The organism is Brevundimonas mediterranea, from assembly GCF_014196125.1.
In the GTDB taxonomy this organism is placed as follows: Bacteria; Pseudomonadota; Alphaproteobacteria; order Caulobacterales; family Caulobacteraceae; genus Brevundimonas; species Brevundimonas mediterranea.
Map to the genome: position 1 here is coordinate 113021 of NZ_JACIDA010000002.1, position 16448 is coordinate 129468.

Sequence of the window (16448 nt, forward strand, 5' to 3'; positions counted from 1 at the left end):
GCGGGTCAAAACCCGACTATTCCGGTTTGCGGAAACGCAGGGTCATGCGGTCGCTTTCGCCGACCGCATCGAAGGTCGCGCGCTGATCGGGGGTCAGGGCGGCCGAGCCGTCGCGGGCCTGGGACTGGCGCACCGGCGGCAGGGTCCAGACGCCGAACGGGTGGTCGTGGTCGTCCCTGGGATTGGCGTTCAGCTCGCTGCGGGCCTCCAGCACGAAGCCGGCGTCCTGGGCCTCGTGGATCACATAGCTTTCGGGCACATAGCCGGTCGAGGCGACGTCGGCGACGTTCAGCCCCTCGGCGCTGCGGTGCTGTTCGACCGCCAGGATCCCGCCGGGCTTCAGGGCGGCGTAGAAGGCCTTCAGATAGGGCTGGGTGCGGCCGTCGCGCGACCAGTTGTGGAAGGCGCGGGCCACCAGGATGAAATCGGCCGAGCCGGCCTCGACCCCCATGCCCTCCAGGGGCCGGTTGACGCCGACATAGCGGCCGCCCGTCGCCGCCGCATAGGGCTCCAGGATATGCCGCCACCAGCTGGCGCCGCCCGGTTCGATCTCGACCACCGTCATGCCGGGCGTCAGGCCCCAGAAGGTCAGAGCCTCGTAAGGGCGGCGGGCGGCGTCGCGGGCGCGGTCGGCGGCGGGACGGGTCTCGGCGGCGACGGCGGCTTGCAGCGCCGTGTCCTCCTCGAAGCTCGGGATGGCGCTGGACAGGGCCGAGCGCGGCGGAGTCCAGGCGCCCTGGGTAGGGGCGGTTTGAGACTGAGCGGCCGTCGTCGCGGCGACGGTCGACAGCAGGGCGGCGAGGCCGAAGGCGGCGAGACGCATGGGGTGTTCCTTCATCCGGGGTGATCTTCAATACGGGGCGCAGCGGCCGGCGCAAATGACGATCGTGAGACGCGGGGATTGGTCGCGCACGGCCGCCCCCTTGACGCCGGTTCGGCGCATCCCATTTCATCTCTCGAGAGCGCCGGTTCCGGGCTCTCCAGACCGACGGCGCCGATTTCGGGTCGCCGGGCTGAACTCCTACCGTCCGGGCAAACCGCCGGGCGGCTCAACCTTGCTGATCCTCAGGAGGATGCTGATGCGTACCTATGATTTTACCCCGCTGTACCGTTCGGCCGTCGGTTTCGACCGTCTGGCCAATCTGCTGGAAACCGCCGCGCGGACCAGCCAGGACGGCGGCTATCCGCCCTATAATATCGAGACCACGGGCGAGAACGCCTATCGCATCGAGATCGCCGTCGCCGGATTCTCTCCCGACGAGCTGAATATCGAGGTGAAGGAAAACCTGCTGACCGTGACCGGCCGCAAAACCGCCAATGACGACGCCGAGGCGCAGAAGACCTATCTGCACCGCGGCCTCGCCGAGCGCGATTTCGAGCGCCGCTTCCAGCTGGCCGACTATGTGGTCGTGAGCGAGGCCAATCTGGTCAACGGCCTGCTGTCGATTTCGCTGAAGCGCGAACTGCCCGAGGCGCTGAAGCCCCGCCGCATCGAGATCGGCGGCGCCCAGCCCCTGATCGAGGGCAAAACCGACAAGGCCAAGGCGGCCTGATCGGTCCATCCGAACTGGAAAGGGCGGCGTTCGCGCCGCCCTTTTTTTATGTCGTCAGGTGCGCGAAGGCGGCTACCACCTGTTCGTAGGCCGGGCGTTTGAACGGCACGATCAGGTCGCAGGCCTCGGACAGAGCACCCCAGCGCCAAGCGTCGAACTCGATCTCGTCGTCGGCGGCCAGGTCGATCTCGCTCTCTTCGCCGGTGAAGCGGAAGGCGAACCACTGCTGCCGCTGACCCACGAAGCCGCGCCAGGCCTTGGGATTGTTCATCGCCTCGGGTGGGAAGTCGTACAGGATCCAGTCGTCGGTCCGCGCCAGGAACTCGACCGAGACGACCCCGGTCTCCTCGCGCAGTTCGCGCAGGGCGGCGGCCAGCAGATCCTCGCCCTCGTCCACGCCGCCTTGCGGAAACTGCCAGTTATGCGGGCCGGGCGTGGCGTGGCGGCGACCGTACCAGACCTGGCCGTCGGCGTTGAACAGCACGACCCCGACATTGGGGCGGTACAGACTGAGGTCGGTCATTAACGGCCGGGCCGCAGGGTCATGGCCGAGGCCGGCGCCAGTTGCAGGCCGCGCTGTTCCAGACCGGCGGTCCAGCGGGCGGCGGCCTCGACCGTCACCGGATAGGAGAAGCCGGTCCCCAGGGCCGAGCCGCGCAGCTTGGCCTGGGCTTCCAGACTGTTCAGGGCGGCGATGATGGCGGCGGGGGACTGGGTCTGGTCGATCACCTTGTCGGCGCTGGCGCGGGCCCAGGCGCCGGGACGGCGCTGGAACGAACCGTCGTCGAGGAAGGCGATCCCGCGCTGGCGCAGGGTCGACAGGAAGGCGTTCATCCCCGTGTCCGAGGTCGCGAACCGGTCGCCCAGATAGTTGGTGACGCCGAAATAGCCGACAGCGCGGCCCAGCAGCCAGTCCATCTTGGCGTGAACATCGTCGGGGGTTCCGCTGGCCAACAGGGTATAGGGGCCGGGGTCGTTGTCGGGATAGCCGCTGGGCTCCATCGGCATTTCCAGCATGACCTCATGGCCCTGGGCGCGAGCCTGGTCGATCCAGGACTGGAGATTGTCGGCATAGGGCACGAAGCTGAGCGTCACCTCGGGGGGCAGGCGTTCGATGGCCGCGCGGGTGGTGACGGCGTTCAGCCCCAGGCCGCCGACGATCAGGGCCACGCGCGGCTTGCCGTTCGAGCGGAAGGGCCGGGCATAGGCCTGGGCCGGAACGCGGCCGTCGGGCGCGATCATCGGCAGGGGGCCGCTGGGACCGGGTTGCGACAGGCCGGCGATCGGGGCCTTGGGCAGCGGAGACGCCGCCTGGACGGGCGCGCTATAGCTGGCCCCGCCCGCGACGGTGGCCCCGTCCGGCAGGGTGATCACCGCCTCGCCGCCTGCGGCGCCGCTGGGGTCCCCGGTTCCGGTCAGGTCCTGATACAGGCCCATGGCCCCCATGGAGAAGGCCTCGAACCCGGTCGGGGCCGGGGCGGGCGCGGCCTCTTCACGATGCAGGGCGATCCGGGCTGAAGGCGTGCCGGCGCGCGGGTCGCCGAGGACGGTCAGAAACAGGGCCGTCGCGGACAGCAGGAAGAGGCCGGAAAGCCCCGCGATCACCGGCGGCTTCTTCAGCGCGGCGACGACAGGTTTCAGGCTCGGCTTTCCACGCGCCGCGGGCGGAGAACCGGCGGCGGCGGCGAGGGCGGACTGGCGTTTGGCGAACATGGACACGGGGCGGAATCCTTCACGCCCAGTCTTGCACCGCGCCGGTTAAGAAACCCTAACGGCGGGTTCACCATGACCTTTCCTATCGCGACCTGTCATGGAACGTGCGTTGACGGGGGCGTTTCGGCTCTTTCACATGCCGGTCTCCCCGCTGCCGACTAGGACATGCCGATGATGACCCCCGCCGCCGACGACGCCCTGCGCGAAGAAGTCCGACTGCTGGGCGGCATTCTGGGCGAGGTCATTCGTCAGGAAGGCGGCCAGGATCTGTTCGATCATGTGGAGGCGGTGCGCCAGGCCTCGGTCGCCTATCACCGCGACCCGGCCTCGCATCCGGCCAAGCGGCTGGAGAAGCTGTTGACCGCCATGACGGTGGATCAGGCCGCCGGCCTGGCCCACGGCTTCGCCCTGTTCTCCCTGCTGGCCAATATCGCCGAGGATCGCGCCACCCGTCGTCGCGCCCAGGACCAGGTCGTGGCCGGCGCCCGTCCCGACACGCCCGAAGGCGCCCTGCAACGGCTGGCCGAACAGAAGGTGGACAAGGCGGCGGTGCGCGCCCTGCTGGACGAGGCCCTGGTCTCGCCGGTCCTGACCGCCCACCCGTCCGAGGTGCGGCGCAAGAGCGTCATCGACCGGATCGCCGCCGTCAGCGACATGCTGGACGCCTGCGACAAGGCCGGCGACGCCTGTTCAGCCGCCCAGATCAACCAACCCCTGCGCCGCCAGATCGTCATCCTGTGGGCCACGCGTCTGGTCCGCACCCAGGGACTGGTGGTGCAGGACGAGATCGACACCGTCGTCTCCTTCCTGGACCGCATCTTCCTGCGCGTCGCGCCGAAGCAGTTGTCGGCCTGGCGGCGTCTGCTGGACGCCCCGGACCTTCAGCCCTTCATGCGGGTCGGCACCTGGGTCGGCGGCGATCGGGACGGCAATCCGAACGTCGACGGCGCCGTGCTGGCCGCCGCCTTCCGCACCCAGTCGCGCGCCGTCCTGGGCTATTACCTGGAAGAGGTTCACGCCCTGGGCGCCGAGCTCAGTCTGGCGGCCGAACTGGCCCAGGTCTCGCCGGAACTGGCCGTCCTGGCGGACGCCGCCCACGACCCGTCCCCCCATCGCGCCGACGAACCCTATCGACGCGCCCTGACCGGCGTCTACGGCCGCCTGGCCGCCACCTATGAGGCGCGGGGCGGAACCCCGCCGCCCCGTCGCGCCGTTGTCGCCGCCGAGCCCTACCCCGGCCCCGACGCATTCGAGGCCGATCTGAAGATCATGCGCGACAGCCTGGTGGCGTATAATGGCGAGGTCTTCGCCGACGACCGGCTCAGCGACCTGGTCACCGCCGTCGAGATCTTCGGCTTTCACATGGCGACCCTGGACCTGCGCCAGAACTCGGACGTCCACGAACGGGTCGTCGCCGATCTGCTGAAGACGGCCGGGGTCTGCGCCGACTATTCCGGCCTGGACGAAGAGGGGCGGCTTGCGGTGCTGGCCGCAGAACTGGCCTCGCCGCGCCTGTTGTTCAGCCCCTATGCCGAGTATGCGGCCGAAACCCTGAAGGAGCGCGGCATTCTTCAGGCCGCCGCCGAGGCCCTGGCCGCTTTCGGCCCTCAGGCGATCCGCACCCATATCGTCTCCAAGACCGACGCGGCCTCGGACCTGCTGGAGGTCTATCTGCTGCTCAAGGAGGTCGGCCTCTATCGCCCCGAGAATCCCGCCGCCTGCCCGATCCAGGCCGCCCCCCTGTTCGAGACCATCGAGGACCTGCGCGCCTCGCGTCCGACGTTGGAGCGCCTGCTGAAGGAGCCGTCCGCCCTGGCCGTCGCCAAGGCGCGCGGCGTTCAGGAAGTGATGATCGGCTATTCGGACTCCAACAAGGACGGCTCGTATCTGACCTCGGGCTGGGAGCTGCACGAGGCCTCGCGCGCCCTGGTCGAGGTGACCAAGGCCGCCGGCCTGAAGCTGCAGCTGTTCCACGGGCGCGGCGGCACGGTCGGGCGCGGCGGAGGTTCGTCCTTCGCCGGGGTGCTGGCCCAGCCGGAAGGCACGGTCCAGGGCCGCATCCGCACCACCGAACAGGGCGAGGTCATCGCCAACAAGTACGGCGAGCCCGAGATCGCCCTGCGCAACCTCGACGCCCTGACCTGCGGCGCCGTCCTGGCCTCGCTGGACCAGGGCAAGGATCACGTCTTCACCGCCGACCACGGCGCCACCCTGTCGGACCTGTCCGCTCGGTCGATGGCCGCCTATCGCAAGCTGGTCTATGAGACCGACGGCTTCGTCGACTATTACCGCGCCGCCACCCCCATCGCCGAGATCGCCGACCTGAAGATCGGCTCGCGCCCGTCATCGCGCACCGCCTCGACCCGGATCGAGGATCTGCGGGCCATTCCCTGGGTGTTCAGCTGGTCGCAGAGCCGGGTCATGCTGCCCGGCTGGTTCGGTTTCGGTTCGGCGGTCCAAGGCCAGGACATGGCCGAACTGAAGGCCATGGCCGAGGTCTGGCCCTTCTTCCGCACCCTGGTCCAGAACATGGAAATGGTCATGGCCAAGTCGGACATGACCGTGGCCCGCCGTTACGCCACCCTGGTGCCCGATCCGGCGCTGGCGGCGCGCATCTATGGCGAGATCCGCGACGAGTGGCAGAGAACCCACGACGCCGTCCTGGCCATCACCGGTCATGACAAGCTGTTGGGCGGCCAACCCGAACTGGATCGGCTGATCCGGCTGCGCATGCCCTATGTCGAGCCGCTGAACCATGTTCAGATCGAACTGATCCGCCGCCGTCGCGCCGGCGACGAGAACCCCCGCGTCCGCGAGGGGATCTTGTTGGCCATCAACGGGGTGGCGGCAGGGCTGCGCAACAGCGGCTGATTACGGCCGCAACCATGACGCCGATTTAACCCGCCTGTCTTGGATCGGCGGCTGAACCCTCATTGAGCTGTTACACAACACGCGTATTGCGCCTTCGTCGCCGTTTCGAGCGATTATCTTTCTCTTTAGGAGCAAAGCGATGAAGGTTCTCTCCCCCGTTCTCTTCGCCGTCGCCGTCCTGTCCGTGTCCCCCGCCTTGGCCCAAAGCGATGACGCGCGGATCGCCTTCCGCGATCTGGACCTGTCCTCGGCCGCGGGCGCCGCCGCCTTCGACGGCCGCGTCGACCAGGCCGCCGCAGACCTGTGCCGCAACTTCACCGTTACGGGCAGCCGGATCGTTCGCAGCCACGCCTGCCGCTCGGCCGTTCGCGCCGAGGCGATGCGCCAACTGCCGCGTTCGCGCCAGGTCGACTACGCCCGCGCCCCGCGCGACGCCCGTCAGGTCGCCCAGGTCGTCGGCCTGTTCGCCAACAGCTGATCCCGGCCAGACCGGCGAAGGGCGCACGTCGCCCTTCGCCGCGTCCGACCTACAGCCATTTCGTGCGTTTGAAGGTGATGTACAGGCCGACGCAGACCGCGACGATCAGGCCCATCACGGCGGCGTAGCCGTAACGCCAGTGAAGTTCGGGCATGAACTCGAAATTCATCCCATAGATGCCGGCGATAGCGGTCGGCACGGCCAGCAGCGCCGCCCATGAGGCCAGCTTGCGCGTGATCACCCCCTGCCGCTGCTGTTCCAGCAGATTGGCGACCTCGAACACCGAGGCCAGGATGTCCGTCAGCCCGTTCAACCGGCTGTTCACCCGACGCACATGGTCGGCGATGTCGCGGAAATAGGGTCGGATGTCCGGGTCGATACAGGGCAGGTCCAGCGACTGCAGCCGACCCGCCACCTCCTCCATCGGCCCCAGGATGCGCCGGAACTTCAGCAGTTCGCGGCGCAGGGTGAACAGGCGGCGGATCTCGCGCCGCGACAGGAAGGCCTCCAGCGCGCGCTGCTCCAGCTCCAGCACGCTGTCCTCCGCCCCGTCGACGATCGGCACATAGGCGTCGGCGATGAAGTCCAGCACCCCGTGCAGGACGAAATCGGGACCGGCGCGAAGCTGTTCGGGGGAGGCCTCCAGCTGGGCGCGCAGGGCCGTGTGCGACCGGGCCGAGCCGTGGCGAATGCTGATGACGTGGTCCGTGCCGACGAAGACGTGGGTCTCGCCATAGCGGATGACGTCGTCCACCTTTTCGGCGGTGCGGGCGACGACGAACAGTTCGTGGCCATAGACTTCGACCTTGGGCATCTGGTGGGCCGACAGGGCGTCCTCGACCGCCAGGGGGTGCAGGTGGAACCGTTTCACCAGAACGTCGAACTCGGCGTCGGTCGGCTCGTGCAGGCCGATCCAGACGAATTCGCCGGGTTTCATCGTCAGGCCTTTTTCCGTCAGCGGCGCCGCCCGCACGCGCTTGCCGTCACGATAGACGTAGGAGGCGACGACGGACATGCGGGCGTTTCTCTCGGCGGATTCTGATCCTGATCTAGTCCAGGTCGCGCCCAAACGAAACGGCCGGCGGATCGCTCCGCCGGCCGTTCACTCATTCAGTCCAATTCGGCCGAAGGCCGACAGGCCAGGATCAGGACACCGGGAAGCCGCGGACCTTCAGCAGGGCCGCCACGTCCGGGTCGCGACCGCGGAAGGCGCGATAGGCCTCGGCACGGTCGGTGGTGTTGCCCGGCGCCAGCATGATCGACTTGAATCGGCCGGCGATGTCCGGATTGAAGACGTCGCCCGACTCCTCGAAATAGGCCCAGGTGTCGGCGTCCATCGTCTCGGACCAGAGGTAGCTGTAGTAGCCGGCCGAATAGCCGTCGGACGTGAACAGGTGATTGAACTGCGGCAGGCGGTGCCGCATCACGATCTCCCTTGGCATGCCGATGCGCGCCAGGCTGGCCTTCTCGAAGGCGTCGATGTCGGTCGGCGGCGTGGCTTGCGTGTGCAGATCCATGTCGACGATGGCCGAGGACAGATAGCTCACCGTCGCATAGCCCTGGTTGAAGGTGGACGAGGCCTGGATCTTGTCGACCAGGGCCTGGGGCATGGCCTCGCCCGTCTGATAATGTTTCAGATAGCCGTCCAGGATCGGCCGGCTCAGCACCCAGTGCTCGTGCACCTGCGATGGATATTCGACAAAGTCGCGCGGCGTATTGCCAAACGACGGATAGGTCACGTTCGACGAGAAGTAATGCAGGGTGTGGCCGAACTCGTGGAACAGGGTCTCGGCGTCGTCCAGCGAGATCAGCACCGGCTCGCCGGGCTCGGGCTTGGTGAAGTTGTTATTGTTCGAACCCAGGATCACCTTGGAGCCGTCCAGAGTCGAGAAGGACCGGTAGGTGGTCATCCAGGCGCCCGAACGCTTGCCCGGACGGGCGTAGTCGTCGGTGTAGTACAGGCCGATCAGCTTGCCGGTGGCCTTGTCGTGCAGCTCATAGGCTTCGACGTCCGGCTCGAAGGTCGGGACCGAACCCTTGGGCAGTTTGGTGAATTTGAAGCCGTACAGGCGCTCGGCCATGGCGAAGGAACCGGCGCGGACCGCGTTCAGTTCGAAGTAGGGCTTCAGCTGGTTCTGATCGAGGTCGTACTTGGCCTTGCGGACCTTCTCGGCGAAGTAGAGGTAGTCCCAGGGCTCGATGTCGAAGCCGGCGATCGCCTTCATGTCGGCGACCTCTTCAGCGACCCGAGCCTTGGCCGGCGCCCAGACGCGGTCCATCAAGCTTTGCGCATTGGCAGGGGTCTTGGCCATGGTGTCCTGCATGCGCAGTTCGGCATGGTTGCGATAGCCCAGCAGCTTGGCGCGCTGGTCGCGCAGTTTCACGATCTCGGCGATGGTCGCGTTGGTGTCGTTGGCGTCGCCGTTGTCGCCGCGGTTGACGAACTTCTTCCAGACCTGCTCGCGCAGGGCCCGGTCGTCGGCGAAGGTCAGGAAGGGGTCCACGGCCGAACGGGTGTTCAGGATGGCCCAGCCCTGGAGATTGCGACTGCGCGCGGCCGAGGCGGCGGCGGCCTTGTTCGAGGCGGGCAGGCCGGCCAGACCGGCTTCGTTCGGGATCAGGGTCCAGGCGTTCTCGTCGGCGACGACCTTCTGGCCGAAGCGGGTGAAGGCGTTGGACAGGGCGGTGTTGATCCGGCCCAGCTCGGCCTTGCCGGCGGCATCCAGATTGGCGCCCGAACGGATGAAGGCGTCGCGGCGACGCTCGGCCAGACGCTTCTGCTGGGCGCTCAGGCCCATGGCGTCGGCGTTGTCGGCGACGGTCTTGACGCGCTGGAACAGGGCCGCGTTGAAGGTGATCTCGTCCGAGGCCGCCGACAGGATCGGCGACAGTTCGGTGTCGACCGCGTCATAGGCCTCGCCGCCGATGTTGGAGGTCATGACGCCATAGAGGTTGGACGCCCGGTCCAGCGGCTCGCCCGCCAATTCCAGCGCCGTCATGGTGTTGGCGAAGGTCGGGGCCTCCGGATTGTTGGCGATGGCGGCGATGTCGGCGCGTTGCAGCTCGATGCCTTCCAGCATGGCCTCGCGCAGCTTGGCCGGGGTCACCTTGTCGAACGGCGGCAGGCCATCATACGAACCGGTCCATGGCTGCAGCAGTTCGGCCTTGGGCGTCGCGGCCGGCAGGACGGCGCGGGCGATGCGCCCTTCTTCAGCCAGGTCCATGGCTGTCGGCGCGCCGGCGGCGGGCGCAGCGCCGGATCCGGTGGAGGCGCAGGCCGAGAGGGCCATCAGGCTGCCGCCCGCGATAAGAAGCTGGCGTCTGTGCATGGAATGCTCCGTGGAAAAATCATGTCGGGGTCACACTTAGGCGCACCGGACCGGATCGTCACCTGTCCCGCCCGTTAAAGGCCCGTAATCTTGTTGGATCGATCGTCGCACTGTTCTAAAGCCCGGACATGGCTATTGGCGTTTTCGACTCCGGCGTGGGCGGCCTGACCGTCCACCGTGAACTGACCCGACGCTTTCCCCAGCGGGACTTCGTCTATCTGGCCGACCAGGCCCACGCCCCCTATGGCGGGCGCGGCGGCGAAGACATCGTCGAACTGACCAGGGCGGGGTGCGAGCGGCTGTTCGAGGCCGGCGCCTCGGTCGTGGTCCTGGCCTGCAACACCGCCAGCGCCATCGCCCTGCGCCGGCTGCAGCAGACCTGGATCCCCGGCCTGCGCGAACGGCTGGGCCGTCCGGTCAATGTGCTCGGCATCATCGTGCCCACCATCGAGGCCGCCACCGGCAAGCCCTGGAGCTTCGAGGCCGAACGGCCCCAAGAGGGCGAGAAGGTCCAGGCCATCGACATCACCGGCGTCTTCTGCACCGCCGCGACCGCCATCAGCCGCGTGTTCGAGATCGAGATCGACAAGCGGCGCGAGGACATCGCCGTCTTTTCCGAGCCCTGCCCCGGCCTAGCCGGCCTGATTGAGCTAGGCGCCCCGCACGAGGAGCTGAAGGTGGTGGTGGACGACCACGTCGACGCCCTGCGCCGCCGCATCGGCCGCCATCCGGACAAGGCCATACTGGGCTGCACCCATTACGAGATCATCGCCGAACTGTTCGCCTCGGCCCTGCCGGCGGGGACGGTGCTGATCAACCAGCCGACCGCGGTGGCTGATGCGCTGGAGCGGTATTTCGCGCGGCATCCCGAATTCGAACTGGGCGACAGCGGCCGCCGCGACTTCCTGACCACGGGCCAGGCCGGAGCGCAGTCGGAAATGGTGTCGCAGTTCTGGGGCGCGCCGCTGGCGTTCGCGCGGGCTTAGGCCGCAATCCCCGTGTTCGTCATCCTCGGGCTTGACCCGAGGACCGGATGGGGGTCGGGCTGTGCCTCCAAGGCCAGCGCAGAGCGTGGGCGGCGCCCGGCCCTCGGGTCAGGCCCGAGGATGACGGCGGTTAGAGGTCAGCACCCCGGACAATCCGGCAGGGCCTCATTTTCCAGCTGAAGCGTTGTGTGGCGGATCGAATGGCGTTTCGCGACGGCTTGGGCCTCCATCAGCAAGGCCGCCCCGTCCTCGCGGTCGTGGACCAGGTGAGCCGTCAGAGCGGTCTCGGTCGTGGACAGGCCCCAGACGTGCAGGTCATGGACCTCGCGAACCCCGTCCAGTCCCGCCAGCGCCCGCTCCAGCCCGATCATGTCGACATCGCCCGGCGCGCCGTCCATGGCCAGATTGACCGAATCCTTCAGCAAGCCCCAGGTCGACCACAGAATCACGGCGACGATGACCAGGCTGACGATGGGATCGACCAGGGACCAGCCGGTCAGCATGATCAGCCCGCCCGCCGCCACGACGCCCAGCGACACCCCGGCGTCGGCCATCATGTGCAGATAGGCGCCGCGGGCGTTCAGGTCGTGCTGGGACTTCATGAACAACAGGGCCGTACCCAGATTGATGAAGAAGCCGATGGCCGCCACCGTCATGATCACGCCCGAGCCGACCGGCGCGGGTTCTGCAAAACGCCGCACGGCCTCGAAGGCGATGGCTCCGCAGGCGAAGATCAGCAGCAGGGCGTTGCCCAGGGCCGCCAGCACCGTCGCCTTGCCGAAGCCGTAGGTGCGTCGGCCGCCCGCCGCTCCGTGCGCCCCGCGCCGCGCCAGCCAGGCCGCGCCGCCCGCCATGGCCAGGCCCAGGACATCCGACAGATTATGCCCGGCGTCGGCCAGCAAGGCGGTCGAATCCGCGATCAGTCCTGCGCCGAACTCGCAGAACACGAAGGCCAGATTGACCACCAGGCCGACGGCGTAGCGCCAGTCGCCGGTGTCCACCGGTCCATGGGCGTGCCCATGCCCATGATGATGGTGGTGATGGCCATGCGAAGAGTCATGGCCGTGATCATCATGATCGTGCCCATGATCGGAATGGTCGTGTTCAAGCGAGACGTTCATGGCTCCGCCTATACGCCCTTTGAGCCAACGGCCAAGCTGGTACTTGATAACGCATTGAATGTTATCATGTAATATCCATCAATGCGGTTGGAGAACGATCACCAGCCCCAGGGCGATCAGGGCCACGCCCAGCACGGCCCCTTCATAGCGCGCCCACCGCTCCATCCGCAGGATCGACGCGCCCGCGCTGGCCAGGCCCGTGAACACCGCCATGCCGGCGATGGTGCCGACGGCGAAGACCAGTGTCAGCAGAGCCAGGGCCGCCAGGCCCTGGGAGGCCGAAGACAGATAAATGGGCAGCAACACCTCGCCCGGCGACACGGCCATCATGGCGACCAGGCCCAGGAAGGCGGCCTTGTCGGACACAGCCGGCGGCGCGGCCTCCATCGTCGGGCCGCCCGCCGTTGCGGGCCGCAACACCGTGGCGCGCGCCAGATAGAAGGCGCCGAACAGGAACAGCAGCACCGCCGCCAGATGGGGCAGAAGCCCCTCGACCCACTGATCCAGCGCCAGGCCCGCCGCCACGATCAGGCCGCCGACCACCGCTGTCGAGGCGATATGGGCTAGGCCCGCCGCCGTTACGGCCAGCAGCACGCGCGACGCCCGCCAGCCCTGCGCCCGACCCACCAGGGTGAAGGGCAGCCAGTGGGTCGGCAGGGCGGCGTGCAGGAAGGCCGCGACGAAGCCGCCCCCGAGCAGGGACAGCAGCACGGACGGTTCAGAGGCGGGCGACATGGGCAGGCCTATACTCCGTTACTTTATAACGGTCGAGACCAATTCCACCTTATAGCCAGTCGGCGAAGGGTTCCCGGTCCAGCATGTCTTCATAGGTGGGGCGCGGCCGGATGACGGCCCACTGGTCGCCATCGACCAGAACCTCAGGGACCAGGGGGCGGCTGTTGTATTCGCTGGCCATGACGGCCCCATAGGCGCCGGCCCCGGTGAAGACGACCAGGTCCTCGGCCTCCAGCGGCGGCAGGCTGCGGTCGCGCGCAAAGGTGTCGCCCGTCTCGCAGACTGGCCCCACCACGTCATGAGACAGGGCGGCGCCGTCGCGCGGATTGACCGGCTTGATGTCATGGAAGGCGTCGTACAGGGCCGGGCGCATCAGGTCGTTCATCGCCGCGTCCAGCACCAGGAACCGCCGTCCGTCCGAGCGTTCGGTGACCTGGATCACCTGGCTGAGCAGCACCCCGGCGTTTGCGGCCAGCAGACGGCCGGGCTCGAAGGCCGCCTCGACGTCCAGGCCGTTCAGGACCCGCGCGGCCATGGCCACATAGTCGGCCGGCGACGGCGGCTCGACCCCGCCCGAATAGGGCACGCCCAGCCCGCCGCCCAGGTCCAGCCGCGTCACCGCATGCCCCTGGGCCCGCAGGTCGCGGGTCATCTGGACCAAGACCTTGAAGGCGGCCTCCAGCGGGGCCAGGTCGGTGATCTGGCTGCCGATGTGACAGGCCAGGCCGACGGGCGTTACATGGGGCGAGGCCGAGGCGCGAGCGTACAGGGCCATGGCCTCCTCGACCGGCACGCCGAACTTGTCGCCCTTGCCGCCGGTGGTGATCTTGGCGTGACCGCCGGCGCCGACATCGGGATTGACCCGCACAGCCACGGCCGGCGAGGCCTGCATCAGGGCGGCGACCGCGATCAGCCGGTCCAGCTCGGCGCCGGATTCGATATTGATCTGGCGCACGCCGACGCCGATGGCGAAGACCATCTCCACATCGGTCTTGCCGACGCCGGAGAAGATGATCCGGTCAGCCGGAACCCCTGCCGCCAGGGCGCGGCGAATCTCGCCCTCCGACACGGTGTCGGCGCCCGAGCCCAGTTTGGCCAGGGTCGCCAGCACGGACAGGTTGGAGTTGGCCTTGACCGCAAAGGCGATCAGGGCCTCGCCCAGGGCTTCGCGATGCGCATCCGCCGCGGCCCGCAGCAGGCCGTAATGCCGCTTCAACGTCGCGGTGGAATAGACATAGACGGGCGTGCCCACCTCGTCGGCGATGATTTCCAGCGGGACGCCTTCGGCGTACAGAGCGCCGTCCTTCAGGTCGAAATGATGCAAGGCGGCCTAGCGGGGATCGTTCTGGGCGGCGCCGGCGCCGATGGGATTGGAGGGACCGCCGTCTATCGGCACGCTGCTGGACGGACGGTTCATGGTCGCGGGCTCGGGCAAGCCGGGGGCGCGGCTGCCGCGCGGCGCACGCTCGGTCTCACGCACCGGCGATTCCAGATCGGCCATACGTCCACAGCCAGCGGCCGACAGGGCGAGCAGGCCCACGAGGATCAGGGTCTTCTTCATAGGCGGGCTCTCCAGTCGGCGATGCGCGCGCGGACCTGTTCCGGCGCAGTGCCGCCATAGCTCTGACGACTCTGGCACGAAGCCTCGGCGGTCAGCACCTTGTAAACCGCTTCCGTGATCCCCGGCTCGAGTTTCTGCATTTCTTCCAGCGGCAGTTGCGACAGGTCCACGCCCATCGCCTCGGCCTGTTTCACCGCCGCGCCTGTGACATGGTGCGCCTTGCGGAAAGGCAGGTTCAGTTCACGCACCAGCCAGTCGGCCAGGTCGGTCGCGGTCGAGAAGCCGGCGCCGGCGGCCGCCGCCATCCGTTCAGTGTTCGGACGCAGGGCCGAGACCATGGCGGTCATGGCGACCAGGGCCAGGTCCAGGGCGTCGAAGGCCTCGAACACCGGCGGTTTGTCTTCCTGCATGTCCTTGGAATAGGCGAGCGGCAGGCCCTTCATCACGGTCGACAGGGCGACCAGCGAGCCCAGGATCCGGCCGGTCTTGGCCCGGACCAGTTCGGCGGCGTCGGGATTGCGCTTCTGCGGCATGATCGACGAGCCGGTGGTCAGGTCGTCCGGCAGGCTGGCGAAGCCGAACATCGGCGTCATCCAGACCACGATCTCCTCGGCCAGGCGCGACAGATGGCCCGCCGTGATTGAGGCCGCGGCCAGGCTTTCCAGGGCGAAGTCACGGTCCGACACGGCGTCCAGCGAATTGGCCATCGGCCGGTCGAAGCCCAGTTCGGCCGCCGTCATGTGGCGGTCGATCGGGAAGGGCGAACCGGCCAGGGCGGCGGCGCCCAGGGGGCTTTCGTTCATCCGCGTCCGGGCGTCGGCGAACCGGCCGGCGTCGCGGCCGAACATCTCGACATAGGCCATCAGATGGTGGCCCAGGGTCACGGGCTGGGCGGTCTGGAGATGGGTGAAGCCGGGCATCAGATCGCCGGCGTGCTGTTCGGCCCGATCCAGCAGGGCGGCCTGCAGGGCCTTGAGCTGGGCGATGGTGCGGTCGGCGGCGTCGCGGACCCACAGGCGGAAATCGACGGCCACCTGGTCGTTACGGCTGCGGGCGGTGTGCAGCCGGCCCGACGGTTCGCCGATCAGTTCCGACAGCCGGGCCTCCACATTCATGTGGATGTCCTCGAACTGGTCGCGGAAGGGGAAGGTCCCGCCGACGATCTCTGCCTCGATAGCGTCCAGCCCGCCCAGGATGGCTTCGGCGTCGGCCGGTTGGATCACGCCCTGTTTGGCCAGCATCCGGCAGTGGGCGCGCGATCCGGCCAGATCCTGACGCCACAGACGCTGGTCCACGCCGATGGAGACGTTGATCGCCTGCATGATTTCGGCGGGGCGCGACGAAAAGCGGCCGCCCCACATGTCTTGACCTGCGGGCTTGGCCGGGGCCTTAGAAGCACTGGCTTGGGCGGTATCGGAGGCGGCGTCTGTCATGAGTGGCTCGAGAAAGGCGATCTGGGCGGTCGTCGGCGCGCTCGTGCTGTTCAGCACGCTCGCCGGCGCCGGCGGCTTGGCGATGTCGCTATACGCCAATCATCGGCAGAAGGCGCAACCCCAGACGACGCCTGTTGCGAAAAGCGATCTGGCCCGGTTCGCGGTCGGGCCGCTGGCGTCGCTGGAGACGCCGTCCGAGCTGAAGACCGCGCCGGAATACATGTTCCGCGACCGCAACGGCACGGCTGTGCGGTTCTCGACCTTCGAGGGCAAGGTGGTGGTGGTCAATCTGTGGGCCATGTGGTGCGCCCCGTGCCGCACCGAAATGCCGACCCTGGCCCAGCTGGCCCGGTCCTATCAGCGCAACGAGGATCTGATCGTCCTGCCGATCAACGTCGACGCCTCGCCCGACGCCCTGGCCGACGCCAAGAGCTTCATCGACGTTCACGAGCCCCTGCCGCTGTACAGCGACATCAAATTCCAGCTGCCGTTCGAGTTTCCGGGCAAGGGCAAGATGCCCCAGACCATCTTCCTGGATCGCGATGGCCGCATCCGCGCGACCTTCTCGGGCGAGGCCGACTGGAACAGTCCCGAAGCCCACGCCCTGATCGACGCCCTGCTGGCGGAAGGCGCGCCCGGAGCCGGGGCGACGCCCGCCGCCTGAGGCG

Annotated in this window: 15 protein-coding genes; 5 read left to right on the plus strand and 10 right to left on the minus strand. The window is 68.1% G+C overall.

Annotation, left to right across the window (positions count from 1 at the left end; genetic code table 11):
• Positions 1-16: 16 nt before the first annotated feature.
• Complete coding sequence (locus GGR11_RS09510; protein ID WP_183196524.1) at positions 17-823, minus strand: class I SAM-dependent methyltransferase; 807 nt, start codon at positions 821-823, stop codon at positions 17-19.
• A gap of 256 nt (positions 824-1079) precedes the next feature.
• On the opposite strand from GGR11_RS09510, the gene GGR11_RS09515 reads away from it, so the two are divergent.
• Positions 1080-1553 carry an Hsp20 family protein gene (locus tag GGR11_RS09515; RefSeq protein WP_183196525.1) on the plus strand — a complete coding sequence of 158 codons (474 nt, stop codon included), beginning with the start codon at positions 1080-1082 and terminating at the stop codon, positions 1551-1553.
• A gap of 46 nt (positions 1554-1599) precedes the next feature.
• Here the strand turns inward: GGR11_RS09515 and GGR11_RS09520 are convergent, their stop codons facing one another.
• A complete protein-coding gene (locus GGR11_RS09520) occupies positions 1600-2076 on the minus strand; it encodes an RNA pyrophosphohydrolase (RefSeq protein ID WP_183196526.1) in 477 nt (158 codons plus the stop codon).
• The gene (locus GGR11_RS09525) at positions 2076-3266 is read right to left on the minus strand and encodes a divergent polysaccharide deacetylase family protein (RefSeq protein ID WP_183197806.1); all 1191 of its coding nucleotides are present in this window, start codon (positions 3264-3266) and stop codon (positions 2076-2078) included. The genes GGR11_RS09520 and GGR11_RS09525 overlap by 1 nt, the downstream gene beginning before the upstream one ends.
• Positions 3267-3437: 171 nt before the next feature.
• On the opposite strand from GGR11_RS09525, the gene ppc reads away from it, so the two are divergent.
• Both ppc and GGR11_RS09535 read left to right on the plus strand, forming a co-directional pair.
• Complete coding sequence (gene ppc / locus GGR11_RS09530) at positions 3438-6137, plus strand: phosphoenolpyruvate carboxylase (protein WP_343051113.1); 2700 nt, start codon at positions 3438-3440, stop codon at positions 6135-6137.
• 139 nt (positions 6138-6276) lie between these two features.
• Positions 6277-6615, plus strand: a complete 339-nt coding sequence (locus GGR11_RS09535; RefSeq protein WP_183196528.1) for a UrcA family protein — start codon at positions 6277-6279, stop codon at positions 6613-6615.
• A 49-nt stretch (positions 6616-6664) separates the two neighbouring features.
• Here the strand turns inward: GGR11_RS09535 and GGR11_RS09540 are convergent, their stop codons facing one another.
• On the minus strand, positions 6665-7630 hold the full coding sequence (locus GGR11_RS09540) for a magnesium and cobalt transport protein CorA (protein ID WP_035308188.1): 966 nt from the start codon (positions 7628-7630) through the stop codon (positions 6665-6667).
• A gap of 130 nt (positions 7631-7760) precedes the next feature.
• Positions 7761-9944: a M3 family metallopeptidase gene (locus GGR11_RS09545; RefSeq protein WP_183196529.1), complete on the minus strand. Its 2184-nt coding sequence runs from the start codon at positions 9942-9944 to the stop codon at positions 7761-7763.
• Positions 9945-10072: 128 nt separating this feature from the next.
• On the opposite strand from GGR11_RS09545, the gene GGR11_RS09550 reads away from it, so the two are divergent.
• A complete protein-coding gene (locus tag GGR11_RS09550; RefSeq protein ID WP_183196530.1) occupies positions 10073-10930 on the plus strand; it encodes a glutamate racemase in 858 nt (285 codons plus the stop codon).
• Between the two features lie 137 nt (positions 10931-11067).
• On the opposite strand, the gene GGR11_RS09555 is transcribed toward GGR11_RS09550, so the two are convergent.
• The 5 genes from GGR11_RS09555 to argH form a co-directional block, all read right to left on the minus strand.
• On the minus strand, positions 11068-12051 hold the full coding sequence (locus GGR11_RS09555; RefSeq protein WP_183196531.1) for a cation diffusion facilitator family transporter: 984 nt from the start codon (positions 12049-12051) through the stop codon (positions 11068-11070).
• 78 nt (positions 12052-12129) lie between these two features.
• The gene (locus GGR11_RS09560) at positions 12130-12786 is read right to left on the minus strand and encodes a hypothetical protein (RefSeq protein ID WP_183196532.1); all 657 of its coding nucleotides are present in this window, start codon (positions 12784-12786) and stop codon (positions 12130-12132) included.
• Between the two features lie 49 nt (positions 12787-12835).
• A complete protein-coding gene (gene lysA, locus GGR11_RS09565) occupies positions 12836-14110 on the minus strand; it encodes a diaminopimelate decarboxylase (RefSeq protein ID WP_183196533.1) in 1275 nt (424 codons plus the stop codon).
• Between the two features lie 6 nt (positions 14111-14116).
• The gene (locus GGR11_RS09570; RefSeq protein WP_183196534.1) at positions 14117-14347 is read right to left on the minus strand and encodes a hypothetical protein; all 231 of its coding nucleotides are present in this window, start codon (positions 14345-14347) and stop codon (positions 14117-14119) included.
• Positions 14344-15708, minus strand: coding sequence for an argininosuccinate lyase (gene argH / locus GGR11_RS09575; RefSeq protein WP_425485677.1), 1365 nt, complete (start codon positions 15706-15708; stop codon positions 14344-14346). Before argH ends, GGR11_RS09570 begins: the two co-directional genes overlap by 4 nt.
• A 70-nt stretch (positions 15709-15778) precedes the next feature.
• Here argH and GGR11_RS09580 point away from each other — a divergent pair, with 70 nt between their 5' ends.
• Entirely contained in the window at positions 15779-16444 is a 666-nt protein-coding gene (locus GGR11_RS09580) for a TlpA family protein disulfide reductase (protein ID WP_183196536.1), read from the plus strand.
• The last annotated feature ends 4 nt before the right edge of the window (positions 16445-16448 follow it).